We start from the raw sequence: 22,663 nt of genomic DNA on the forward strand, positions 1-22,663 counted from the left end.
CAGGTTTTATAGCTGCAGTGGGGGTGGGAGTCGGTACGCTGTCGGCCCTTTCGGTAATCGCCATCTCAATACCGCAATGGCTCATTCGCGCTTGCTGAAATACGTCCTCGCCTACGCGCTCGCCTACTCTGATTATGCGCGGGCGCATGTGTATGCGGCGGGCTCGGGGGCCATCGATGCTTCGCCGCTCGCGTGGACGTTCGAGCCGTGGGTCATCATCGCGCTCGTCGGCAGTCTCGGCCTTTACGTCGCCGGTTACGTCCGCTTGCGCGGGCGTGGATCGCAGGGCCGCGCGACGCGGACAACGCGATTCGCGGCATTCGGTGCCGGGTGGCTCATGCTGGCCGTCGCGCTGGTATCGCCTCTGCATGCATTGAGCGAGTGGCTGTTCTCCGCGCACATGCTTCAGCATGAACTTTTCATGCTGGTCGCCGCGCCGCTACTGGTCATTGGCCGGCCGCTCGCCGTTTGGCTTTGGGCATTTCCGACTGCAGCACGCGCTCGGATCGGAGCGGCAACGCGTTCGCCCTGGATCAAGCACCCATGGCGATGGCTGACTCTGCCTGCCGTCGCGTGGACGCTGCATGCGGCCGCCCTATGGTGCTGGCACGTGCCGCGATTCTTCGAGGCCGCGCTCGCGCGGCCAGGCATTCACACGCTTCAGCATGCGAGCTTTCTGCTAAGCGCGTTGTTGTTTTGGTGGACCGTGTTTGGCAAGACATCGCGCGCACGGGAATCAGGCAACGCTCACGCAATGCTCTCGCTCTTTACGACAATGGTCCATACCGGCGCGCTCGGCGCGTTGCTGACGCTCGCACCGGGGATATGGTACCCATCGTGCATCGAGACGACGCTCGCGCTCGGCTTCGATCCGCTTCACGATCAGCAACTTGGCGGCTTGGTAATGTGGGTGCCGGGCGGGCTTGCGTATCTTGTGGGCGGGCTGCTCGTGGGCGCGCGCTGGCTCGCAGGCCCGCCGCAGGTTCGAAGCGGCACAAACTCGCTGGGCGAGGGTCGGTAAGATGCGCTCAACTGCATTCATGATTGCGGTGTTCGTCGCGCTCGTCGCATGTGAAGGCAAGCCGCCGTCCTTTGATCAGGTCACAGGCGGCAGTCCGCAACACGGGCGGACGGCGATTCAGCGCTACGGCTGCGGCGCTTGCCACCAGATCGACGGCGTGCCTGGTGCGTACGGGAAGGTTGGACCGACGCTACAAGACATTGGCGAGCGCGCCTACATCGCCGGAAAGCTGCCCAATTCGCCCGAAAATCTCCAGATGTGGATCCGCTTCCCGCCGCGCGTCGCGCCTGGTAGCGCAATGCCTGATCTAGCCGTGAATGAAGTCGACGCACGGGATATTACTGCCTATCTCTATCATCAGTGAGGCATGTCTTCAGCAATGCATCCGCTCCGCGTCATTTCTCGCTTCATCCTGCCGGTCCTGTGCTCGGCGCTGTGGTCGCTCGTTGCACAGGCGGGCGAGGATCAGCCGTCACCCGAACTGATCGCGCGCGGCGCGTATCTCGCCAAAGCCGCGGATTGTGCGGGCTGCCACACGGCGCCGCTGAATGGCGCGCCGTTCGCTGGCGGCCTCGGACTAGCATCGCCGTTCGGCACCATTATCAGCAGCAATATCACGCCGGATCGGGAGACCGGCATCGGCGAGTATAGCTATGACGACTTCTCGAAGGCCCTGCGCGAAGGCGTCGCCCCCGGCGGCAAAGGTCTTTATCCAGCAATGCCGTATCCCGCTTATGTAAAGATCACCGACGACGACATGCACGCGCTATACGCCTACTTCATGCGCGGCGTGCCGCCAGTGAACCTGCGTCCGCCTGAGACGAAGGTGGCGTTCCCATTCAACCAGCGTTGGGCATTGCGGGTATGGCGGGCTGTTTTCGCGCCAAAGGAGCGGTTCAAACCCAAAGCCAATCGCGATGCCGCTTGGAATCGTGGCGCATATCTGGTGCAGTCGCTCGGGCACTGCGGATCGTGTCATACACCGCGGGGAATGGGATACCAGGAGCGCGGCTTCGATGAAGCGTCGAAGACGTACTTATCGGGGGGCGTCAACGACAACTGGTTCGCGCCGAACCTTCGCGCCGATCCGGGTTCCGGGCTCGGGCGCATCACTCAGGAGGACATTGCCGCGTTCCTCAAAACGGGACACGGCGCAAACATGGCGGCGTATGGCAGCATGGTGCAGACGGTCGAGGACAGCCTCCAGTACTTCAGCAATGACGACCTGCGCTCGATCGCGGTTTATCTCAAGTCGCTACCAGCGACCGGCGGGGCGGACGGCGTATTCGACCCGGCGCTGGCGGAAAAGGGACGTCTGAAGACACGCGCTCCCGATTCGCCTCCCGAACTCGGCGCTGCGGTGTACGTTGCATTCTGCGCGCAATGCCATCTTAGCGGCGGGCAAGGCGTGCCGGATTCGTTCCCGGCGCTTCGCGGCAATCCTTCGGTCGTCAGCGAAGACACGACCTCCCTTATCCGCCTAGTCGTCGAAGGCGGCAACACCCCCGCGACCACTCATGGGCCACTTCGCCAGGCAATGCCATCCTTTGCAGGACGGCTCACCGACGCGCAGATCGCACAGGTGCTCACATACGTTCGCGCTTCGTGGGGAAACGATGCACGTCCGATTACAACCAATGACGTCGCTTCGCTGCGTAGCACGCTGCATAAGTAAACGCCTCCTCAAAGGCGTATGCAATTCCCTATGAAACAGTCGGCCCGCCGGCACAGGCCCGGCCTGTCCCGTTTCCATGGACGTACCGAAGTGGCCGAGCCGACCGAAAAGCAGGATCGGCCTTGCACATGACGTGCGTGGCTACACTCGAGAAGAGCACGCGATAGAGAACATTTCGGCATCGCATGCCGACGCATGAGAGCGACTAACCGTCCCGTAAAGCCGGATGCCGAACCGACGAGCGAAGCCACAGGACAAACGTGACGCAGCCGCCGAACAAAAACCAGGTAGTTTGTTAAAGGCGGGCTTCGACACCCTCGACGTCGCTCGCGCGGCCCCCTTGCTTCCAACCACCAGGAAGACTTCATCGAGGCACGCATCGTCGAACCTTTGGAGACGGTGCCGGATACGGCGGGAGCCGAATTCCGGTCGTATCTCGGACCAACGTGGCCGGCCGTCTCGGCATGACCGGCGATTTTCCCCGCATTAAAACGGTGGCGGAACAGCGCTTGCTAACTGACGACGTGAAAATCCTCCATTTGGGGTTTCCCATGACTCGTGATACGAAAAGCGCGTCTTACCCGTTCGCCTCCGGCGGTTGGGGGTCACTTTAGTCGGTCGCCACGATCCTGATGCAGGAAAAGGTTCCGTTGGCGGACACCGCCATTTTGCTCAAGCAGAACAAGCCTGACGGCTTCATGTGTGTCAGCTGCTCATGGGCCAAGCCTGCGGATCCGCACACGTTCGAGTTCTGTGAAAGCGGTGCGAAAGCTACGGCTTGGGACATAACTGCCAAACGCATGACTCCGGCCTTTTTTGAGCTGAATACCGTTACTTCGCTGCTCAACTGGCACGATCACGACCTCGAGGAAGCTGGACGCCTCACCGCGCCGATGCGATACGATCCCGCCTCGGACCGCTACTTGGAAGTCTCTTGGGAAGACGCGTTCGCCGAGATCGGCAAGGAGTTGAAGGCGCTTAATCCGGAGGAGGTCGTTTTTTACACATCCGGCCGTGCTTCGCTCGAAACCTCATACATGTATCAGCTGTTTGCACGCATGTACGGCTGCAACAACCTGCCCGACAGCTCGAATATGTGTCATGAGAGTACAAGTGTCGGCTTGAAGGAAGCTATTGGCGTCGGCGTCGGAACGATTACCCTCGAAGACTTCGAAAAAACGGATCTGATGTTTTTCTTCGGGCAAAACGTAGGGACAAACAGTCCACGCATGCTTCATCAGCTACAGGATGCGCGAAAACGGGGCGTGCCGATTATCACGTTCAATCCCTTACGTGAACCTGGCTTGGTGTCGTTCGCGAATCCGCAGTCGCCGATGCAAATGCTCACGCCCGCTCAAACGCAGATCAGCACGCAATACCATCAAGTGAAGATCGGCGGCGATAGCGCTGCTTTGCTCGGCATCTGTAAGGCCGTCATCGAGGCCGACGACGATGCCCGTGCGCAAGGTCTAGCCCGCGTGCTCGACGTCGCCTTCATAGAAGAACACACGACTGGCTTCGATGACTTTGCAGCCTATGCGCGCTCGACCGGTTGGAGTGAGATCGAACGCGTGAGTGGGCTCTCGCGCAGTTCGTTGAGCGAGGCCGCCAACGAGTACATGCACGCGGAAGCCGTAATGGCCCATTATGGCATGGGCCTGACGCAACATCGCCTCGGCGTACAGAACGTCCGCATGCTCGTCAACCTCCTTCTGTTACGGGGCAACATCGGTAAGCCAGGCGCGGGGCCTTCGCCGGTACGCGGCCATTCGGATGTGCAAGGTCAGCGCACCGTCGGCATCACAGAAAAGCCCGAGCTCGCGCCGCTCGTTTCCGCGGCGTGAAAGGCACCCGCATGGTGATCCTGATGAATAAGGCCGACATCGAAAAGCGTCAGCTTCGCGAAGGCCAGATCGTCACGCTTCAGACCATTGCGAACGATGGCATCGACCGGCGTCTGGGTGGTCTCGAGGTAAAAGCCTATGAGATACCACCGGGGTGTATTGCCGGCTACTATCCGGAATGCAATGTCCTGTTGCCGCTCTGGCATTACGCCGAAGGAAGTAAGGTCCCGGCCGCGAAATCGATTGCGGTCCGAATCTGCTGATGCTTGAACGACGGCTTGGCCGCCGCCGGGGGTGCTCCTTAAGGGTGTCTTTGGCCTTAGTCTGAACGACCTGCGATGCAGAAACGGAATGACACCCGTTGCGCCTCGGCGGACCAAAACAGGAGCGCCCGCCTGTATTGAAAGGTGGTGGAATCCCAAGACTTTGAAAGCTAGGGAAGCCTTAAATACCAACGTTTGGAGAAATAGTCGTCCCACTGATCCGTAACGCAGCGTACCGATGGTTCCTAAAGGAAGCTGTGGCCGTCATGCATCTGCTCCTGCGCACCGGGTACCTGTAACGCGCGAGCAGGCGCAGCACGACATGACCACGGGTTGCTGCGCAATCCATTTAGCTAATCGGGCACGGCTCTCGGCTGCGATCGGACCGCCGCGACGCAAGACCCCCGTCCTGGGGCGCGGAAGGCTGTTCGTCGTCGCGTTCGAAAAACCTCACGCGCGGGCCGCGCGCACGCCGGCGCACTGCCCTGAACGTGGTTGGTCGCGGTCCGCAGATCAAACGGTCAGCACGCGATACAGCGTGACGCGGGATATGCCGAGTTCCTGCGCGGCATCGCCGAGACGGCCACGATGGCGCAGCAGCGCCAGTTCGATTGCCTGGCGTTCCGCCGCTCCGCGCGCTCGCGCGAGCGAGACCAGCGCGACTTCCACGTATTTCACCGAGTTCGAGATCGCGCGCGGTAATCTGCCGGCTTTCCGACATCACAAACGCTCGATGCACGCGATCAATCAGTTCGCGCACATTCCCCGGCCAGCCGTAGTTATGAATAGCGGCAATTGCATCCGGCGAGAATCCGCGCAAACGCCGGCTCGCGTCCTTTCTAAACCGTTTGAGCATGTGTTTCGCGAGCAACTCGATATCCTTGCCGCCCGCGCGCAGCGGCGGTTCGTCGATTTGCAGCACGCACAGACGGTGATACCAGTCCGCGCGAAAACGCCCTTCGATCATCGCCGTCTGCATATCGACGTACATCGCGGAAATAATGCGCACGTCCACTTGTGTGGAATCGTGTCCACCACGCCGTTCGATCTTGCGTTCCTGCAGGAAGCGCAACAGGCTCCCTTGGCTTTCGATCGGCAGATCGCCGATTCCGTCGGGGAAACAGCGTGGCGCCGTTCGCCGCTTCCACCCGGCCGATCTTGCGTTGATTCGCGCCCGTGGATGCGCCCCGCTCGTAAACGAATAATTCCGATTGCGACAAATTCGCCGGAATCGCGCCGCAATCGATCGCGACGATGGCTGTTCGCGACGCACCGAACGCTCCTGGATCGCCACGGCCGTGAGTTCCTTGCCCGTGCCCGACTCGCCGGAAATAAACACCGGCGTCGGTCATCGTCACTTTGCGGATGGAGCGGAAGAGCGCGAGCATCGCGTCGCACGAGCCGATCATTTCGCCCTCGGCGATTGCGCCCTCGGCACGGCCCTCGGCGGCGCCGCCCGCGCCCGCCGGATCGTTCAACGCGACCATGCCGTACGCGTGACCGACCGAATCGGCGATACGATCCGTTCGATGCCGGCAAGGTCACGCAACTCGAGCAGTAAATGTGTAGTACGCGCCCCACCGCCGGTTCGAAACGAGTTCCGACATGGCGAGTCCGAGGTACCGCCGACTCTACTGCGACCTAACCACGATGTACCGTCCAGCTTTTGATGCCCGGCATCGGGGTTTCGACAGCCAGTCCTACCTTAGCGACCTATTTTTGTATCCGCGAGACTTTACCTGGTCCTAGCTGGTCAGCTGCGTCTACCCAGGTGCTGACTAGCCTATTGTTTCGGTGACTCGAGTTCGCCCAAAAAAATCGCAACTTCAGAACAGCGAAATATCCGCCGTAAACAAGTCATCTGTCGCGGAGCCATTCGGAGAATCTATGAGTAACGATCACCATGACATCGAGCAGCGGGTGCGGCTCGCGGGTAGCAACATGTTCGAACTGTTGCTATTTCGCGTGGGAGCTACGCCGAAATCTGGAGCCCGCGAACTTTATGGCATCAACGTTTTTAAAGTTCGCGAGATCATTGCCATGCCAGTCTTGACGGAGGTCGCAGGGTCGTCCGACATGATTCTCGGCGTGGCTGACGTTCGGGGCGAGATCATTCCGGTCATCGACCTAGCCAAAGTCGCAGGCTGTGTCGCGCGCGAAGGCAATCGGATCTTACTTGTGACCGAATTTGCACGCACGACGCAAGGCTTTGCAGTTGAAGAAGTAGATGACATCGTGCGCCTTGAATGGAATCGTGTACTTTCAGCCGAGGGGCATTCAAGCGGCAAGACCGTCACTAGCATTGCGCGGCTGGACGCTGAGCCAGGTGGACGCCTCGCGCAAGTTCTCGATGTCGAGCAGATACTGCGCGACGTGCTCCCATCAAGCGAGCCGGAAATTAAGGAAGAAAACACAGGACGCCTTGTGCTACCACCGGGCGCAAAGGTGCTCGCAGCCGACGATTCAGGCGTTGCGCGAGCGCTGATAGAAGAGGGTTTGAATGCCATGGGTGTGCCCTACATCATGACGAAGACCGGACAAGAGGCATGGGAAGTCCTGACTCGCACCAGTGAGAAAGCCATAAAGGAAGGACGCAAGGTCACCGACGATATTGCGCTGGTGTTGACAGACCTTGAGATGCCGGTAATGGACGGTTTTACCCTCACGCGCAAGATCAAGTCGGCGGCAGAGCTGCAAGCTATTCCTGTGGTCATCCATTCTTCTTTGTCGGGTGCGGCGAACGAGCACCACGTGCGTAAGGTCGGGGCAGACGCATATGTTGCAAAGTTCGTAGCAGCGGAACTCGCAGCAGTGATGCGTCAAGTGATCTCTGCGGTGGCGGCATGAATTCCTTTGCATCAAGGACTTCCATCTGGTCGTCGCCGGACCGGACGGCGTGGCGACTGGTGAAATCGCGAAGCAGATAGGGCTTCCCCCTCGAGTCTGTCACTGCAGCTCAGGGAGCTATCGGATGCTGCCTAATGAAGCCACGACAGGAAAGCCGCTTTATTTTTTCAGCTGATGTGGACGTGGCGACGGGCCTTCGATGCCTACTGCCGGAGAACTGCTGTGCCGGCGGCGATCTGTACGCAAGCGGGCTCCCTGACTGTCGCGGAGGCACCATGAAACGCATGCATATCCATGGCCCGGTCGACCGGAACAGCTTTCGGTTCTACAGCGCCATGTTTCTCTGCGGCAACGCTAAGGTTACAGGAACGGACATGGACGATCTGTTATTACGCCAAGTCGGACAGCCGTGGACGATTGTTCCGCAGTCCATCGCGCGGGAGACGTTCAGAAATCTTGCACCCGCGTTTCGCATTTGCACGGGCGAGCCTACCGTTGATGCTTTTCCGCTTTGTCTGGATGCAACTATGAGGACGTCGTGATTCGCGATCTTCGAAGTTGCCGCTTCTGGATCGTCACCAGCTCAGACGGTCGGGCGAGTAGTGTCAAAATTGCGGAAATGAAGCCTTGTAAAAGCGTCGATGGTAGAGCGAATGGCCTGCGTCATCGCGAATCATCGCTTTACTTTGCCCGCCAGGATCGTGAATCGGTGATGACGTTGATCCTCCGTGCGTTCGGAGCAACTGCCGGGAATGCAATCAGTCAGCTTCACCCGGAAGCGTCGACGATTCAAAGATGTAAGCGATCAATCGAGGATCGCAGAAATAGATCGCCGCGGACGATTGCCGGGCGCGGTGTCACGCTTAGCCCGTAAGTTCCATTAACAAAGCTGGCCAGCGCCAAAAATCCTACGCAGCGAGCTCGACCACTGGATACACCGTCGACACGTCGTCCTGCGCATCCTTTTCCGCCGCCGCCAGCGCCGCTTCGCGCGCGGCGGCTGCCTTCTTGGTTTTGCCTGCCCGCGAAGGCGGCTGGCACGCGCCGCACACCACATTGTTCTGCAAGTCGTGCTTGTGCGCGACGAACTTGCCCGTGCAACGGCAGCACGGCGTCATCTGCAGCATGCCGGCATCGAAGAAACGGACCAATGTCCACGCGCGCGTCAGATCGAGTACCGGCTCGACTTCGCTGTGCGTGCAATGTTCGAGATACAGCCGATAGCCCTTGGTCAACGCATCGAGGTGCGAGCAGCCCGCCTCTTTCTTCAAGAACACATACGTGTTGTAGAACAACGATGCGTGGATATTGGCCATCCACGTCATATACCAGTCGGCCGAGAACGGCAGCATGCCCTTCGGCGGCGACATGCCTTTCACTTCACGATAAATCCGGATCATCCGGTCGCGCGAGAGCGTCAATTCGCTTTCGAGCACCTGCATGCGCGCGCCCAGCTCGATCAGGGCGATCGCGCGAAACACTTCTTGTGCGTCTTCGGTCAGGCTTTTCTTCAACATGGCGTGCTCCCGATTTAAGCGAATTGTTCGGCTTGACGGCCGGCCAGCAGGATCGCGGCGTGGGTCGGCGCGATGTCCGCGTGCTTCGCCGGCTGCGTGAGCGCGCAGAGCATCGAGTGGTCGTTAAAGCGGAAGAAGCACAACAGTTGATCGGAGGCGGCGAGCTTCACGACCTGAGCGAGCGTCAGGCCCGAGAGCAAGTCGGCGAGTTCGGCCGACAAACCGAGCCGGAACATGCCGATGGCGCGGTCTTCGCGCAGCACGCGCTGCGCCAACATCAGATACGACAGATTGATTTCGCGGATGGAGTCCAGCGTTTCACGACCGTTCATGTTCCAGCGTTTCCAGATAAATCCCCGAACGTTGACGGCATTTTTTGCCGGTTATCTCTTATGCGTTCGCCGATGCCTCTCAGAGCATGGGAGTTGTTACGCGAAAGTATTACGCTGCGTTACATCTCGAAATGGATTCTAAGGAGTCCCATTGGACAGATCAATACGGAAAAGCGCTTTTTTTCACTGTTTGGTTAACGCGACGGTAAAGAATGCCGTTTCGGTAACAAGCGCCGAACGACCGTCCTATAAGGCCGGGGCGGAAAGAGACGAACGTCCTGGATACGGTAAAAAAAACTATCGCAGCGAAAGACCCTACAGGAACCAGGGATGATCGATCCGTAACTTTTGCTCATTAGCCAAACGTTTGCCCGTAATACTTGGAAAGAATCGGCAAATGATCCTGCTCATACCATAGGTATAAAGGAGAATTTTCTTACTTTCATTTTTTCCGATTCAAACGGGTCGATCGGTAGGAATGCTACGCATATACTTCGGGCTTCCAAGTAATTACGTAACTTCTACTCCATGACCGCCCGCAAACGTTTCGCTCTCAAGCAAATTGTACCGAATTCCGCTTCCGACCTGACCGCGGGCACCGTCGCCCCCCGGCGCCACTTCCTCGGCGCGCTTGCCGCAGGTGCAGGCTCCATCGCGCTGGCCGCCTGCGGCGGCGGCAGCGAAGCCGATGCGCTCTCGGCCAGCGCCGATGCAGCCACCGCCAAAGCCAGCAAAACCGCGTCGGCAGACGGCACGGCGATCCCGCCGGCGGCCTCCATTACCGATGCGAGCGGCGCGGTCTGGACCGTGGTCGGCGGCGTGGTCTACAAGAACGGCGCGAAAGCGGGCAGCACCCACAGCGTGACGCTGCTGCTGTGGATGAACAGCAAAATTTATCAGGAAGGCACCAACAGCCAGTTCTATTACTGGACCGGCAGCACCTGGACCAAGTGTACGGACCCGCGTAAGGCAGTGGCCGCCACGTCGACGTCGACCGCCAAGAAGATTTTCTACGGCATGAACGGCCACATGGCCTACAACAGCGGCATCTACAACACGACGCCGGTCGCCACCCAACTCGCGATGCTGCAAGATCTGGGCGTCACCAACTACCGTTGCGACGTGGCCAGCGACGGCATGTCGCAAGTGCTCGCCGACGCGCTGAACGGCCCGTTCAAGAACAGCGGCGTCGCGATCATGCCGGTGCTCAACCCGCGCTCGGCGCACTGGGACCCGACCAGCTCGGAATCGGCTGCTTACACGCTCGGCTACAACCTCGCGGTGAACTGCACGAAGGTGCTTAAAGGTCTTGTCACGCACATCGAATGCGGTAACGAACTCGATACGGTCGGCTTGAAGATCGCCGGCAACGGCAGCCAGACGACCGACTGGAGCCCGGCGCTGTGGCCGTCGTTTCGCGGCGTGATTCGCGGCATGATCGACGGGGTGAAGGCGATCGATCCGACCATCAAGGTTGGTGTGAACGTGGGCATTCCGCTCGCTTATCGCGCCCAGCAGATGCTGTGGAACGGCATTACGCCCAACGGCACGTCGGCGGGTGCGTCGGGCGCGGCGCTGGTGCGCTGGGATTACACGACGTGCCACTGGTACAAGAGCTACTACAACATCGAAGGGGCGGGCCCGACGGGCAGCATCAACGTGCTGCAGATTCTGAAGGACTCGTTCGGCGTGCCGATCTGGATCACGGAATTCGGCTGGTCGGGCTCGCAAGACACGCCCGACACGGGCGCGGCGTATCTCACCAAAGCGCTCACGCAGTATCACTCGATCAAGGACAAGTACGACGTCGAATCGATCATGATGTATTGCATCATCGACAAAGCCTACGGCTTGATTCAGGCCGACGGCAAGACCAAGAACCCGGCCTACGCCGCGTACAAGAGCTTCGTCGCCGCTAACCCGGTTTGAGTTTTAATTGTTATAGAGAGACACGTCATGATGGGTTCATTGAGTATCGGACATTGGTTGATCGTGCTGCTGGCCGTGCGTTGATCTTCGGCACCAAGAAGCTGCGCAATATCGGCGGCGATCTGGGCGGCGCGCTTAGCGCGTTCAAGGCGGGCGTGAAGGGCACGGACGTCCTTCAGGCCAAGTAGGAAGCTGGCATACGCGGCTGCTCCGTCCCGATCACTACACATTCGCGCCATGGAAGCTCGACAAATCAACTATCGCGGGTTCACTGTCACTTCCATCGTAGGAACGAATGGCGAAGGCAAGCCAATTTCAATCGCGATGATAACCACCCCTGACGGACAGACACAGATTTCTCCTTTGCTCGGTCTGTTCACGGATCGCGAAAGCGCCTTCGAGGCGGCTAGTGATTACGGTATCGAACTTGTTATCACTCCGATAGCCGAGCAGCCGCACGCGTCGGTCAACCCGCGCCGGGATTGACCCAATATCGACAAACTCTCACGGTGAGCAATCTTTGAGCGACTTCCGCTCTCAGACAAGATCTATCACCCAATAGATAGTAGACAACCTACACAACCTGCCCGCAAAAAAAAGCCGACGTAAGGAGGTCCTCCGTAGCCGCACTGTCCGCATCTAAAAAACGCGCCGCGCCTTCCCGCTGAGCCCTTCCCATCCGGAACCGCGCCTCTTCCTGTGAATAATGGCCGGGGGCATGAGTACCTCAGCCTCTTCAGCAGCTCAATGTCCATCTCGATAATGTCTCGATGTAAGGCACACCGGCGCCTCGGTTTTTAAGAGAGCGATCAAGCAATCCGAAGACCGCAGATTACTCATAGAAAGATGAGCGAATGATTCGACTCCGATCCGTCAAAAGTCTCGCACTGAAAATTTGTTCACGCTTCAGAAGACGATCGTGGCATGGTCGAGATCGAGCCTGCTGGCGGGCGTTCCCCACAATGGAGCGCACCAATATTCGTTCACAACAACCGTCTTCAATACACGGGCCGTCTCTGAGGATGATCCAGGCTGCAAGGATTTGCTGTTCGACATCGCCACTGAAGAGTTGAGTCACCTTGAGATCATTGGCTCGATCGTCGCCATGCTCAATAGGGGGGCGAAGGGTCGATTGGCCGAAGGCGTCGAGAAGGAGGCGGCACTGTATCGTTCACTCACCGGCTCAGGCAACGACTCTCACTTAACGCAACTGTTATATGGCGGCGGTGCACCGCTCACCGACTCTGCGGGCGTGCCGTGGACGGCGGCCTACATCGATAGGATCGGTGAGCCAACGGCTGATCTTCGATCGAACATCGCCGCGAAGGCCCGGGCAAAAATCGTGTGCGAGCGCCTGATCAACGTCACTGACCGTTAAAGCATGTTGAACCATGAACCGCGCGTTGTTCCACAAGCACTTCTGCTCGAACTGCGCGCAGTCGGTGCGAGAAACGATCCAAGAGAGTCCGCGGCGAACAACTCTTCACTCGTTGGCTTAGTTTCGACAGATCCGCATTGGGTGACCCGACGAGCCCCTCATCGTTGGCGGGCGCTCACCGCCCCCGACTACATATCCCCTGGGAGCATGAGTCTCAAGTTTTGCTACTCAGGGGCGTCTGGCTTCCCCGGCTTCGGAGCACAATGTCCCGAGTAGCTCAGAATATTCCTCCTGCAGCTGGCGCAGCAAGCCAAGGCACCGCATGGCCTCCGCGCTATCGTGGACCCGGTTATCTGAAAATAGGTCCTTCATTCGAAGCTCGAGTACGGTCATGCACTCCTCCACGGCGTCGCGGCGGGCTGAGCTCCAGAAACGCTCGAGCGCGTTTTGGAGGCCCTCTGCCGTGTCTGATAAAAATTGCGCTTCACTCGTCGCGTATTGCTTCTTTCGCAGCGCTGTTCTAAGAGACATTCGCCCGGCCCTCCTCCTTCGAAGTCCAGCTTTTCTTACACTGTCCTTCGACCGATTTAACGAAGCCGGTTCCGAACACACATTGCCATGTCGGAGCGCTGGCCGTCCGATCACCGCTCACCACTTCTTCGACGTGTTTCCGTACTTGGCATTCAGTCGCGAAGAACTTCACTCCACCGATGACCACATTGAATAGCGGCATGACGGGGTCCACCATGAACAACGTCATTTTTACGGCGTTCAGGAAGACAAACAAGGTTGTCCCGCCAAACACGCGAGGGAAAGGGATCTGCTGAGTCATGGCCGTGCTTGTGATTGAGTACAAAGAGGGGTAATGTCTGATTCCAACGTAAAAAAAAATTCGCGCGCGAGTGACGGATCAAGACGAGCACATAGATCAGAGCTTTCGCTCAAAACGTTTCCCATTCGCCGCGCGCGACCGATGTAGCGTCGATACGCTTAACTTTACGTGCTCTGACAGCGGCCGCAGGTCGCTGTGCGCAACGCGGAGCGCCTAGCGGACGCAGCTGCGGGTTGCTGCCTATTTATCGGCAGTGTCGTCGCATTCTTGAACTTCTCCATGTCGCCGCTGCGGGGCCGAAAAATCGTTCCGAATGTCGTAAGACTCGATATATTTAGGTCGCGAACTTACGTCCCTATGGACCTGCCGCATGCCAATATATTGCAGATTAATCACCCGGGTGCTCCGACTGTCCTCCAAGTGGCCAGCAATAGCCTTAGCTTTCGCAACCGTGCCGGTTCCGGAATCTAAGGCGCTCGCAGAGCGCCATTTTGACGCGCGACCTTTCGATCCAAGCACGCGGGCTTGAAGTACCCTCCGCGATCGCCCGTTCGATCGCGTCGAAGCGGCCGTTGCGCATTCTGACATTGGAACGCCTCGTGTTCCACAGGGCAAGCTTACAGGAGAGATGACGGCCGCATCGCGTATTTTCGACGTGCGCCAATTCCCCCGGGGGAACCGACCCCGGAATGTTGGACACGTTGACGTTAGGATTGCTTATATTTTCTTCTGCATTGGACTGAGCTAGGTCCTCGTAATCTTAGCTTGATTCGATCATTGATGTAATAGTAGAAACGGTCTTTGATGCCGGCTTGCGGCTCGTCACGATTGCGAAACTTGTTCAGGTAGAAGAATTCAGACTTGAGCGTTCCGAAGAAGCGTTCCATCTAGCGAATCTCGGACCTTCTGAGTGGATCGCCGGCGCGGCAATAGTGAGCACGGTAGACCTCTCCGCTCGCTAATAACACCTCGACCCGCTTATGAAAAAAGCGACGACTCCAGCCACGTGAACCCTTGGTGAAAACATCGGAGCCGGCGCGGGCGTACCACAGCGTGCGAAATTGGCGTCCCCGCACGATCTTAAACGGCCGGACACCCTCTCCAAAATTACTGTTGAATCTTGATTTGCGTGTGCTGGTAATCGTTCGCTGCGCCGATAACGCGACTTCCGTTGCCTGCGAATGGCCGCAGCGAACACGGCGTGCATCTCAGGCAAAAATCGATACTGTAACTTCGCTTTGGTCGGGCCAACGCTGTTCGTCGTGGAAGACGCGACAAAGGCTGACCGGTTTCACCCAAACCCCTCATGCTGGCCGAACCGGGAATTTGCTTCTACTGACGCACGGCGCTTATAAGCTGATAGACCACCGCTAGGGAACTTTGTGCGTGTTGACACTGACCCGTGGTCGACACCGTCTCGCCTCGTCTGAAGCACATTCAGCACCGTCTATTCGAGGATTTGGCCGGGCGCGTGTGTGTCAGACGTTTTGCGTGGAATCGAACTCGGAATTAAGTCGGCCGTGGGGTCTACAGCCGCGAAAGCGATCCCGCTTCGGACGTTCGGGAACCGTACAGGCGTTCGCGCGTCCCGACGCTTCTTGCGAATGACACTGAACTACTTCGTCTTCTACAAAATAGCGATTGCACGCCGTGCCGTACCTCTGCCGCCGGAAGTCCTGACTTAAACGGTGCGTCGGTCACGGTTGCTCACAACGTAGCCGCAACGGCTGGCGCCACTCGTCGTATGCCCGAAGGCTTGCCGTCGGCGGGAGGCGCTTTTCCCAGCAGTCGGCGCTCGCGCTCATCCATCGTCACGCTCCCCGTCCTCCGACTCCATCGGTCGCTCAAGCCGTCGAAAACGGAATCCCTTCAATTCGGCCCACGCGTGCTGCATAAAAAGGTCGGGCCATGTTTCGCAGAGAATCTCGAACAGAGGGCGTGCCGGCAGCAGGCGCCTGGCGAGCCGCCTATCCGCCGAACGTTCGCCCCATAGCACCTGCTGAACGAGCGCTGCGCCACCGGCTTCCGCAACTAAATCAAGCACGGACGCGATCACTTCTTCTCGCATGATTGTGGGACCGTAGGTCTGGGCGAGCGCGGTGAGGACGGCAAGCTCGATCGGAGTCGGATGCGCTTGGAGCTGCGCGTCGGTCGCGCCGTTCGCCCGTCGCGCAGCCGCTCCCGCCGCCCGTCTCTCAAGAACCGCGGTGTAAAGCTTCACAGTAAGTTCCGGGACCCCAGGGACGGAGCCGTTCGAACTTGTTGCCATGGCGTATGCTCTCCAAGCGAGTGGTGCAACTGGCATTCAATGCAAAAACGACCCGCCAAAAGACTTTAGCGCGGCCCACGAGTGGAGCGTGCTCGCGATTGAGGCCAACGGGAACGAACGGTTCGATACAGACCGCTACGGGATTTTGCAGTGGTTAAAGGTGTGAACAAAGCGCGCAAAGTAATTGTAGGGATAGGGACGCTTAGCGACAAGAAAAGGAACAATGGGAAAGGTCGTCGCTGTTCGCCGCGGATCCCGTAACTCCCCGTCGAGTTCGCAGACGCGGCGATGCAAACGGAACGACAAACCAAACTCGTCGGTGCCCGCTGCCAAGCAGGGCTTCAGGTAGAAGCGTAGCGTACCAGCGACCCGTACGCTCTTTTCTCTCGATGGCAGCGCCGTGCCCTCTCCATGTCAGAACTTTGGTTCGTTCGACTGAATCCTTCACGTCATGTTGAAACGTCGAATCGAATCCGTGCGTAGAGCGCCCAGTCAACGCGCGATCTTATCGATCCAAGCGCGCGCTCTCGAAGCACCCTGGGCGATGGCAGTCCCGATTGAGTCGAAGCGATCGTGCGCGACGCCTGTGAGGTCGAAAGGCGCTGCACTGAAGCTTGATTTGTCGAGCACCGACACGCTTACTACTCGGACGAATTCTTCACCGATGAATTCCACCATGACCAGAATGTGGAAATTTTTGTAATATTCATAATACTGATGTGTCGGCATCTTCCCACTTTGCGGGAGGTCTTATTGTGACACGCATTCTGACATCGCAACGCTTTGCGTTCAACAGGGCAAGCTTACAGAGACGATGACGCCGAATCGCGCATTCTATGTTCGCCGATTTGTGCATCAACGTTCAACACCAATCCCGCTTCCTCCATCATTTTCTCCAGCCGCCGGTGTCAAGCGTTTCGCCCGTCTATCACTTATCTTGTCGCATCGATCGAAACTGATTGTCAGCCAGCGGAACTGGTATTTCCGCCGCGGCGGTGCAAATTTACGCGCGAGGTGTTGGATCTCTTTCGCCCGCGCCGGCTTATTCACCACTGCCGAAAATGGGACGTCCGGCGGCCCGCCATCGTCCGTCATCAAGATGAATGGTATGAGTGACAAAGCTCGTTTGTTGCGAACGTAGTTGAAGAGGCTAATCCCATCCATCCGCGGCATTTTCCAATCGCAAACAAGCAGGTCAACGTCTACGCGACCAACAACTGCCGCACCGACGATCCCGTCAGCAGCGAGGATGACTCGATACCCGCATCTGCGAAGTGCGGCGCGCAAATAAGTACGTGCGGAAAGCTCATCGTCAACTACCAGAATTGTTGTCATCGCGTTCAAGGGTTGAGCTTACCGTACATCCGCGTCCTTCGGTTCGCCTACGACAGTTAGCGCTTCCCGTGCGGCAGCTTAAGAACCTTTGCAACGGACCGCGCCGTAGCGAAAGAGAAAAACAATCGTTGCTGCGATCATTCGCTAGTCGCGTCGCATCGGTCGGGGCCATTGCTTGATTTCAACGGTCTAAGGAGAATTCTACTGGGCTTCCATTCCCGCCGCTCGGCATTCGGCGGGGACCGGTCCAATATGCGCCACGCGTCTGTTATTTCATACCGAAGTGGTTCCAATACCCGTAATTCGGACGTTCGGTTGCTGCCTGCAGCCCTATTCTAGACTTTCTCGTAGGTAAGCGCCCCTGCGCGCGAGCCCTTCGCGCCGGCTTCGAGCCGGCTTCCTTTTATCTACGATTATTCCCCTACACAGTTCGGGATGCTATGAGATGTCTCAGCGTTCACCCAGTGTGGTTAGCGGCGGAGATACGCCTGCGGGCTTCCATGGTCTAACCTAAAACGGACTGTGACGCTCGTTGGGCCGTTGGGCGTCGAATGGATTTCCGCCTGACAGCCAAAATGCATACGAGGTGAAGAGAGGATGACGGGGCGGTTTCAAGGGTGAAGCGCAACAGCGGGATTAATGTTTAGAGCCTTGAGGTTGACTTGCTGATGCGAGGGTCGCGGCGAAGACCTCGAATGGTGAATGGAAGTTGTGAGTTGCACGAGGCCGGCTATTCAGGCTGTCCGCGATGGCGTCGAGTTCGTCCTGACTGTAGACCGAAAGGTCGGTGCCTTTGCGCAGGTACTGTCGCAGCAGCCCGTTGGTGTTTTCGCAAGTGCCGCGCTGCCAGGGACTGTGCGGGTCGCAAAAGTACACGTTCACGCCGGTGGCGGCCGTGAGCTCTTTGTGGCGCGACATTTCTTTGCCCTGGTCGTAGGTGAAGCTCTGCCGCAGTGGCGCGACAATCGAATTGAGTTTGGCGGAGAAGCCCGCCAGCGCCGAAGCTGCGGTGGCGTCTTCCATCTTTGCGAGCAGCACCAGGCGGCTGGTCCGTTCAACCAGAACGCCGACCGAGGACTGGTTGCCCGCGCCCTTGATGAAGTCGCCTTCCCAGTGTCCGGGCAGCAGTCGGTCCTCAATTTCGGGCGGCCGCACATGAATACTGACCATGTCGGGAATCTGTCCGCGTCGGTCTGTGCCGCGTGTACGCGGCATACGTGTGCTGTGACCCTGGCGCAGGCAGGCGATGAGTTGGCGGCGAAGTTCGCCGCGCGGCTGGGCGCAGATGGCGGTGTAGATGGTTTCGTGGAAAACCTGCTGCGTCGGGTCGGTCGGATACATACGTTTGAGTGTGCCCGATATCTGCTGGGGTGACCATTTCCACTCGAGCAGGGTGAGAACGATTCGCCAGCAGACGCTTTGCAGGCAAAGCTTTGTGGGGCGGCGCCCTGCGCTGCGGCGTGAAGCGCTGAGCGCTTCAGCCGGTACCGATGCGTAGCCTGCTGGAGAGCTGTTTCGGGTTAGTTCACGGCTAACGGTGGCCGGCGAGCGCCCGAGTATCCGGGCCATGGCCCGGATACTCGAACCCTGCAGATGCAGGCTTGCAATGGTCAGGCGCTCTTCAGGTTGAAGTTGCTGGTACTGAGTTCTTTCGTGCATCGCAACACCTTATACGAAACGGTGTTGCGCTTCAGATTTGAGGCCGCCCGGCCTAATATAAGGTCAAGGTCTGAACATACCCCTTATTATTGTGCCCAGCCGGGCAATCGCCCGGTATTTTGCACTGCGGACTTCCATACAGCGTTAGGTCGCCCCCTTTTGTAGAACAAGTAGGACTACTTAGTGCTCCCCGGGCTAAAACGTGCAAAGTGGGGACACTCCATGATCGTTCGAATCAACCAGTTGCCGCAGATGAAGCGGCTGCTGTTCGGAATTGCGGCTACGGCGGTCGTGCTCCTAGCGCAGTAGGCACCGGCAATGCTCGCTCAAGGTCGCCTGACGTTTCTCCTTATCAGTGCGACCCTGCAGTTTATTGCCGTGCTCTTTGGCGCACCGCCGGGCTTTCTGCTTTTGGTGAGGGGTCTTTGCTTCGGCGCGCTTGGATGCCGCCTTCAGGCCTGGCGGTCGACCCGCCGGAGGACCGCGCTGTCCTGCTAGCGTACACGGTCGTCGGCAGTATTCTAACGGTGGCCGTACGGCAACTGGCGGAGGTGGCAAGACGAGCAGGAAAAGGTGAAGTACTCGCCCGTGACCAGCTCCAGCACGAGAAGCCTGTTGATCAAGAAGACTCAGTCTGGCCAAACGCGTCGCAGCCCTTGAAGAAGCGAGAACATGAGCTTTGGGTCTGTTGAAAAGCAGCCGCCCGGCATAATTTACGCGGATGGCGCCGTGGCAGGCACCTCGCGTTGTGGATCATGCTGCGTCGGAAGGCGCCGCAGCAGTTCGTGGCGAGCGCTCCGTGGGTTCGTCATAGGAACCGGATCGTTCGCGTTTTCGCGCCGATCAGACTTTTAAAGCCGCGTCGCGCCCAAGGCATCGTACGGGCCCACGGCATGGGCGGCCCGCGTCGGCGTCGCCTCCGAATGACCGCTATCGGATGCTAGCGTTAGGCAGCGATCCATCAGAGGTGATTTGGCTGCCTCTAGTTCCTGTCGGAACAAATCGCCGGTCCGTCGGCGTCACTTTTTTTCCGGGACGACCCGGGCCGCTTCAAGCGCCCGTCTATGTGCATACATCCGGTGATCGCTGTCCGAAATCAGATCCGCGATCGTTTCGTGACATGACGGGTCGAACAGCGTTGCGCCGACGCTGAATTCAATCTCGTATCCGCGATCGACGCGCTTCGTTCGCCGTTTTAACCCCTCGCCGAGACGTTGGAGAACGGTCGGAATTTCGCCCGTTTGCGACCCACTCAATAATGCGCAAAACTCGTCTCCGCCGACCCGCCCAATAATGTCACTCTCCCTGAACGTGTCCCGCAAAGCATCTGCGAACGTCTGCAATGCCCGGTCGCCCTCCGCATGACCATAGCTGTCGTTGATAGCCTTAAATCTTCTCAGATCGAAAAAAAGCAGCGAGGTAGGTCGGCTCAGCCGCTTGCATACGTTTAGCGCATGCTGCCCGAGCGCCTCAAAACCTCGACGGTTGGACAGCAGCGTCAACTCGTCGATTGTCGCCAGTTGCAGCGCTGCGAACTCCTGCTCGACCATCTGCCCAAGATCGCGTAGGAGATCAAGTTCCTCTGCGCCGAAGTGGCGCGGTCGCCGATCCAGCACGCATAACGTGCCGATCCTTGAACCGCCGGGCAAAGTAAGCGGGTAGCCGGCATAAAACCTGATCCCAAGTTCGTTCGCTACCAGCGGATTGTCGTGGAAGCGCTCATCCAGCCGCGCGTCAGGGATGACGAGCAGGTTGCCACCAGTGAGCGCATGCGCACAGAACGAGACGTCGCGCGACGTTTCTCTGAGGTTCATGCCGACACACGACTTGAACCACTGCCGGTTCACGTCGACCAAACTGACGAGTGCGATCGGCACGTCGAAAAGCCGTTTGGCCAGGCGCGTCACGCGATCAAAACGTTCCTCGGGTGGAGAATCGAGGATTTTAAGGGAGCGTAACGCAGCGATTCGTTCTGTCTCGTTTTCAGGCACAATTGCGGCAAACATACTTACTCACTGTCTTTCTAGTTAAGGCCGGGCGTTTCCGACCGTTTTGGAATACAGGTACTAGATTAGACTCGATTTACCCTACATTTCAAGTCCCCTTCGCTAGGCATACCTGTCTTCCCAGACGAAGTCGACACCGTGTTCCGACAACCGCTGCGAAGGGCACTGCTTTTAACTCGGCAGCATTGTCGAGATGCAGGACCTGCGAAATTCCGCGCAGCGGCCAAACCGCCTGTCTCGGCGACAATAGCCTGAATCGCACGATTCCGGACCGCTCATGCATCAATGCCGTTCGCTTGGATTCGACGTCCGAAGCTACCGCTTGAACGAAGCTGCGGAAACCCTTGCACGCAAGCCAAAGCGAGCCCCGGATAGAAGGTGACTCGGGCGTCAACAAAGTGCTCCGTGATCGCTCTACATGCGGGGCACCATACGGTTAAAGTCGCGTGACACACGCGACAAGCCTGCGGCCGACCGGTAAAACGCCATGTGAAGGCAAGCCACTGCCTATGCGACGCTCGATGGCCCAGCGCAACTCCGCCTACAGCAGCACCACTTGCCGCAGAAGCAGTAGTGCTTGCGGCTCGTTCAGCCGCCCCGTGCGTGCTTTTCCAGCGAGGGTCTTGAGCAACGCCTCTGCTATCGGCGAAATTCCATCCAGACCCGTCAGATCGGTCATCGCGGTCGACGGAACGGCGTCTGGCGCAGACGACTCTTTGTCGCCCGACGCAACCTTCGTTAGCTCGATCGCCAAACCCTGAAGAGGCGGCGACGCTAAAGGCAAGCGAACCGCCACCGAAGCCGGCGTCTCCCGCGCGATAGACAGAATGCCGTTCGCAGTACTCGGACTCTCAGCGGTGTCGCCGAGACCAGTCGGGCGTCCTGGTTGCCCAGGTTCTGCGGTACCGTCCTTCGCCACTGCCAAAGATCGTGCGCGCGACGCGGGCGTAAGCATCTTCGCGACAGCCTCGGGCACGTCGCTCGGCTCTCGAGGTACGTCCAGCCAGCCGGGTAATCCCAGCACTTCGGTAAAGCGTGTGATCTCCGCGTCGTCCAAGCGTTTCTTACCGTGCAGACGGTGGGCCATGTTCGACTGACTGATATCCAACATTCGGCCGAGCAGCGCCTTCGAACCGTTTCGCGCTGTTAAAACCTGCAAGTTGGTGATGCAGGCTTCGAATAGTGCTTCTTTGGCGCAGCGGTGCTGCCCGGTTTCGGGGGCGTGCGTCGCAGACGCGAGCCTTTGCCGCGCGAATCCGCGCGTCCATACGCTTCACCCATAGTTAGCCCCTAGTCACGTTTGTCAGATGCCGTCGATTTCAAAGATTCCGATCGGCCTTTTTTTATAGCTTCTGTTGTGCGCCGCTCAAATCGACGACAGTCGTAGTCGAGCTTGCAGGCGGCTAAGTATACGCCGGCAGATCGCATTGCATTTGCGCCGGCAGCGGATCGGACAGCAACGTCGCAGTTTCACCAAGAAAGCGCTTACCGCCTGAAATCGGCTGAGTCGAGCTTCACCTCTGCCGCCCCACTCCGCAACGCAAGGCGCTCGGCCACGGCGACGATGCGATGGCGTCCGTCGGCGAACGTTCGCAACATGTGGTTCGCGTCCGCATCAGATCGCAGCCAGAAGTGCTGTTCGAGCGCGGCTCTCGAGATCATTGCCGTAACCGGCCGTCCGGATGCCTCGATCGTGAACGTGACGGCGTTGCCGTCTTCCGCAACAACCGGTTCCATGAAAGTTGCTGTTTTCATT

The 22,663-nt window shown here is 58.6% G+C and carries 19 protein-coding genes and 6 pseudogenes; 11 read left to right on the forward strand and 14 right to left on the reverse strand.

The window, feature by feature from the left end; translation table 11 throughout:
* Window positions 1-76: 76 nt before the first annotated feature.
* The 5 genes and pseudogenes from AC3D25_RS01945 to AC3D25_RS01965 all read left to right on the forward strand — a co-directional run bounded on the left by AC3D25_RS01945 (window position 77) and on the right by AC3D25_RS01965 (window position 4,803).
* Window positions 77-1,021, forward strand: a complete 945-nt coding sequence (locus tag AC3D25_RS01945) for a cytochrome c oxidase assembly protein (RefSeq protein ID WP_488886814.1) — start codon at window positions 77-79, stop codon at window positions 1,019-1,021.
* Between the two features lie 19 nt (window positions 1,022-1,040).
* On the forward strand, window positions 1,041-1,385 hold the full coding sequence (locus AC3D25_RS01950; RefSeq protein WP_488886815.1) for a c-type cytochrome: 345 nt from the start codon (window positions 1,041-1,043) through the stop codon (window positions 1,383-1,385).
* 3 nt (window positions 1,386-1,388) lie between these two features.
* Window positions 1,389-2,696, forward strand: coding sequence for a c-type cytochrome (locus AC3D25_RS01955; RefSeq protein ID WP_488886816.1), 1,308 nt, complete (start codon window positions 1,389-1,391; stop codon window positions 2,694-2,696).
* A 632-nt stretch (window positions 2,697-3,328) separates the two neighbouring features.
* Window positions 3,329-4,525: pseudogene (locus AC3D25_RS01960) on the forward strand (molybdopterin-dependent oxidoreductase); the annotation flags it as partial.
* A 26-nt stretch (window positions 4,526-4,551) separates the two neighbouring features.
* A complete protein-coding gene (locus AC3D25_RS01965; RefSeq protein WP_488886817.1) occupies window positions 4,552-4,803 on the forward strand; it encodes a hypothetical protein in 252 nt (83 codons plus the stop codon).
* 513 nt (window positions 4,804-5,316) lie between these two features.
* On the opposite strand, the gene AC3D25_RS01970 is transcribed toward AC3D25_RS01965, so the two are convergent.
* From AC3D25_RS01970 to AC3D25_RS01980, 3 genes and pseudogenes are all read right to left on the reverse strand, one after another.
* Complete coding sequence (locus tag AC3D25_RS01970; protein WP_488886818.1) at window positions 5,317-5,481, reverse strand: helix-turn-helix domain-containing protein; 165 nt, start codon at window positions 5,479-5,481, stop codon at window positions 5,317-5,319.
* 64 nt (window positions 5,482-5,545) lie between these two features.
* Window positions 5,546-6,097, reverse strand: a pseudogene (locus tag AC3D25_RS01975) (sigma 54-interacting transcriptional regulator); the annotation flags it as partial.
* Window positions 5,982-6,290, reverse strand: a pseudogene (locus AC3D25_RS01980) (sigma 54-interacting transcriptional regulator); the annotation flags it as partial. The pseudogenes AC3D25_RS01980 and AC3D25_RS01975, both read right to left, overlap by 116 nt.
* A gap of 400 nt (window positions 6,291-6,690) precedes the next feature.
* On the opposite strand from AC3D25_RS01980, the gene AC3D25_RS01985 reads away from it, so the two are divergent.
* Window positions 6,691-7,650, forward strand: a complete 960-nt coding sequence (locus AC3D25_RS01985) for a chemotaxis protein (protein WP_488886803.1) — start codon at window positions 6,691-6,693, stop codon at window positions 7,648-7,650.
* A gap of 275 nt (window positions 7,651-7,925) precedes the next feature.
* Window positions 7,926-8,192: a hypothetical protein gene (locus tag AC3D25_RS01990; protein ID WP_488886819.1), complete on the forward strand. Its 267-nt coding sequence runs from the start codon at window positions 7,926-7,928 to the stop codon at window positions 8,190-8,192.
* 366 nt (window positions 8,193-8,558) lie between these two features.
* Here the strand turns inward: AC3D25_RS01990 and flhC are convergent, their stop codons facing one another.
* Together flhC and flhD are read right to left on the reverse strand one after the other, a co-directional pair.
* Window positions 8,559-9,167, reverse strand: coding sequence for a flagellar transcriptional regulator FlhC (gene flhC / locus AC3D25_RS01995; protein WP_488886820.1), 609 nt, complete (start codon window positions 9,165-9,167; stop codon window positions 8,559-8,561).
* A 14-nt stretch (window positions 9,168-9,181) separates the two neighbouring features.
* Window positions 9,182-9,499 (reverse strand): flagellar transcriptional regulator FlhD, encoded by a 318-nt coding sequence (gene flhD / locus AC3D25_RS02000; protein ID WP_488886821.1) that lies wholly within the window; start codon window positions 9,497-9,499, stop codon window positions 9,182-9,184.
* A gap of 528 nt (window positions 9,500-10,027) precedes the next feature.
* Between flhD and AC3D25_RS02005 the strand changes: the two genes are divergently transcribed.
* The 4 genes and pseudogenes from AC3D25_RS02005 to AC3D25_RS02020 all read left to right on the forward strand — a co-directional run.
* Complete coding sequence (locus AC3D25_RS02005; RefSeq protein WP_488886822.1) at window positions 10,028-11,428, forward strand: glycosyl hydrolase; 1,401 nt, start codon at window positions 10,028-10,030, stop codon at window positions 11,426-11,428.
* Between the two features lie 30 nt (window positions 11,429-11,458).
* A pseudogene (locus tag AC3D25_RS02010) lies at window positions 11,459-11,613 on the forward strand (Sec-independent protein translocase subunit TatA); the annotation flags it as partial.
* A 52-nt stretch (window positions 11,614-11,665) separates the two neighbouring features.
* Window positions 11,666-11,914, forward strand: a complete 249-nt coding sequence (locus tag AC3D25_RS02015; RefSeq protein ID WP_488886823.1) for a hypothetical protein — start codon at window positions 11,666-11,668, stop codon at window positions 11,912-11,914.
* A gap of 517 nt (window positions 11,915-12,431) precedes the next feature.
* Window positions 12,432-12,800: pseudogene (locus tag AC3D25_RS02020) on the forward strand (manganese catalase family protein); the annotation flags it as partial.
* 526 nt (window positions 12,801-13,326) lie between these two features.
* Here AC3D25_RS02020 and AC3D25_RS02025 read toward each other — a convergent pair.
* The 9 genes and pseudogenes from AC3D25_RS02025 to AC3D25_RS02065 all read right to left on the reverse strand — a co-directional run bounded on the left by AC3D25_RS02025 (window position 13,327) and on the right by AC3D25_RS02065 (window position 22,662).
* Window positions 13,327-13,638: a hypothetical protein gene (locus AC3D25_RS02025; protein ID WP_488886824.1), complete on the reverse strand. Its 312-nt coding sequence runs from the start codon at window positions 13,636-13,638 to the stop codon at window positions 13,327-13,329.
* Window positions 13,639-14,345: 707 nt separating this feature from the next.
* Window positions 14,346-14,525 (reverse strand): annotated as a pseudogene (locus AC3D25_RS02030) (IS3 family transposase); the annotation flags it as partial.
* A 914-nt stretch (window positions 14,526-15,439) separates the two neighbouring features.
* Window positions 15,440-15,859, reverse strand: a complete 420-nt coding sequence (locus AC3D25_RS02035; protein ID WP_488886825.1) for a hypothetical protein — start codon at window positions 15,857-15,859, stop codon at window positions 15,440-15,442.
* A gap of 540 nt (window positions 15,860-16,399) precedes the next feature.
* Entirely contained in the window at window positions 16,400-16,636 is a 237-nt protein-coding gene (locus AC3D25_RS02040) for a hypothetical protein (protein ID WP_488886826.1), read from the reverse strand.
* Window positions 16,637-16,762: 126 nt separating this feature from the next.
* On the reverse strand, window positions 16,763-17,242 hold the full coding sequence (locus AC3D25_RS02045) for a response regulator (protein ID WP_488886990.1): 480 nt from the start codon (window positions 17,240-17,242) through the stop codon (window positions 16,763-16,765).
* A 636-nt stretch (window positions 17,243-17,878) separates the two neighbouring features.
* Window positions 17,879-18,901: an IS30 family transposase gene (locus AC3D25_RS02050; protein ID WP_488886827.1), complete on the reverse strand. Its 1,023-nt coding sequence runs from the start codon at window positions 18,899-18,901 to the stop codon at window positions 17,879-17,881.
* A 1,019-nt stretch (window positions 18,902-19,920) separates the two neighbouring features.
* A complete protein-coding gene (locus tag AC3D25_RS02055; protein ID WP_488886828.1) occupies window positions 19,921-20,907 on the reverse strand; it encodes a sensor domain-containing diguanylate cyclase in 987 nt (328 codons plus the stop codon).
* A 541-nt stretch (window positions 20,908-21,448) separates the two neighbouring features.
* Window positions 21,449-22,018 (reverse strand): hypothetical protein, encoded by a 570-nt coding sequence (locus AC3D25_RS02060; RefSeq protein WP_488886829.1) that lies wholly within the window; start codon window positions 22,016-22,018, stop codon window positions 21,449-21,451.
* A gap of 374 nt (window positions 22,019-22,392) precedes the next feature.
* Window positions 22,393-22,662, reverse strand: a complete 270-nt coding sequence (locus AC3D25_RS02065) for a DUF1488 family protein (protein WP_488886830.1) — start codon at window positions 22,660-22,662, stop codon at window positions 22,393-22,395.
* Between the last annotated feature and the right edge of the window lies 1 nt (window position 22,663).

This window comes from Caballeronia sp. SL1002 (genome assembly GCF_057814995.1).

Coding starts and splice junctions, on each gene's coding strand:
- AC3D25_RS01945 (WP_488886814.1), top strand. CDS start 77: ATGGCTCATTCGCGCTTGCTGAAATACGTCCTCGCCTACGCGCTCGCC.
- AC3D25_RS01950 (WP_488886815.1), top strand. CDS start 1,041: ATGATTGCGGTGTTCGTCGCGCTCGTCGCATGTGAAGGCAAGCCGCCG.
- AC3D25_RS01955 (WP_488886816.1), top strand. CDS start 1,389: ATGTCTTCAGCAATGCATCCGCTCCGCGTCATTTCTCGCTTCATCCTG.
- AC3D25_RS01965 (WP_488886817.1), top strand. CDS start 4,552: ATGGTGATCCTGATGAATAAGGCCGACATCGAAAAGCGTCAGCTTCGC.
- AC3D25_RS01985 (WP_488886803.1), top strand. CDS start 6,691: ATGAGTAACGATCACCATGACATCGAGCAGCGGGTGCGGCTCGCGGGT.
- AC3D25_RS01990 (WP_488886819.1), top strand. CDS start 7,926: ATGAAACGCATGCATATCCATGGCCCGGTCGACCGGAACAGCTTTCGG.
- flhC (WP_488886820.1), bottom strand. CDS start 9,167: ATGTTGAAGAAAAGCCTGACCGAAGACGCACAAGAAGTGTTTCGCGCG.
- flhD (WP_488886821.1), bottom strand. CDS start 9,499: ATGAACGGTCGTGAAACGCTGGACTCCATCCGCGAAATCAATCTGTCG.
- AC3D25_RS02005 (WP_488886822.1), top strand. CDS start 10,028: ATGACCGCCCGCAAACGTTTCGCTCTCAAGCAAATTGTACCGAATTCC.
- AC3D25_RS02015 (WP_488886823.1), top strand. CDS start 11,666: ATGGAAGCTCGACAAATCAACTATCGCGGGTTCACTGTCACTTCCATC.
- AC3D25_RS02025 (WP_488886824.1), bottom strand. CDS start 13,638: ATGACTCAGCAGATCCCTTTCCCTCGCGTGTTTGGCGGGACAACCTTG.
- AC3D25_RS02040 (WP_488886826.1), bottom strand. CDS start 16,636: ATGCCGACACATCAGTATTATGAATATTACAAAAATTTCCACATTCTG.
- AC3D25_RS02045 (WP_488886990.1), bottom strand. CDS start 17,242: ATGACAACAATTCTGGTAGTTGACGATGAGCTTTCCGCACGTACTTAT.
- AC3D25_RS02050 (WP_488886827.1), bottom strand. CDS start 18,901: ATGCACGAAAGAACTCAGTACCAGCAACTTCAACCTGAAGAGCGCCTG.
- AC3D25_RS02055 (WP_488886828.1), bottom strand. CDS start 20,907: ATGTTTGCCGCAATTGTGCCTGAAAACGAGACAGAACGAATCGCTGCG.
- AC3D25_RS02060 (WP_488886829.1), bottom strand. CDS start 22,018: ATGTTGGATATCAGTCAGTCGAACATGGCCCACCGTCTGCACGGTAAG.
- AC3D25_RS02065 (WP_488886830.1), bottom strand. CDS start 22,662: ATGAAAACAGCAACTTTCATGGAACCGGTTGTTGCGGAAGACGGCAAC.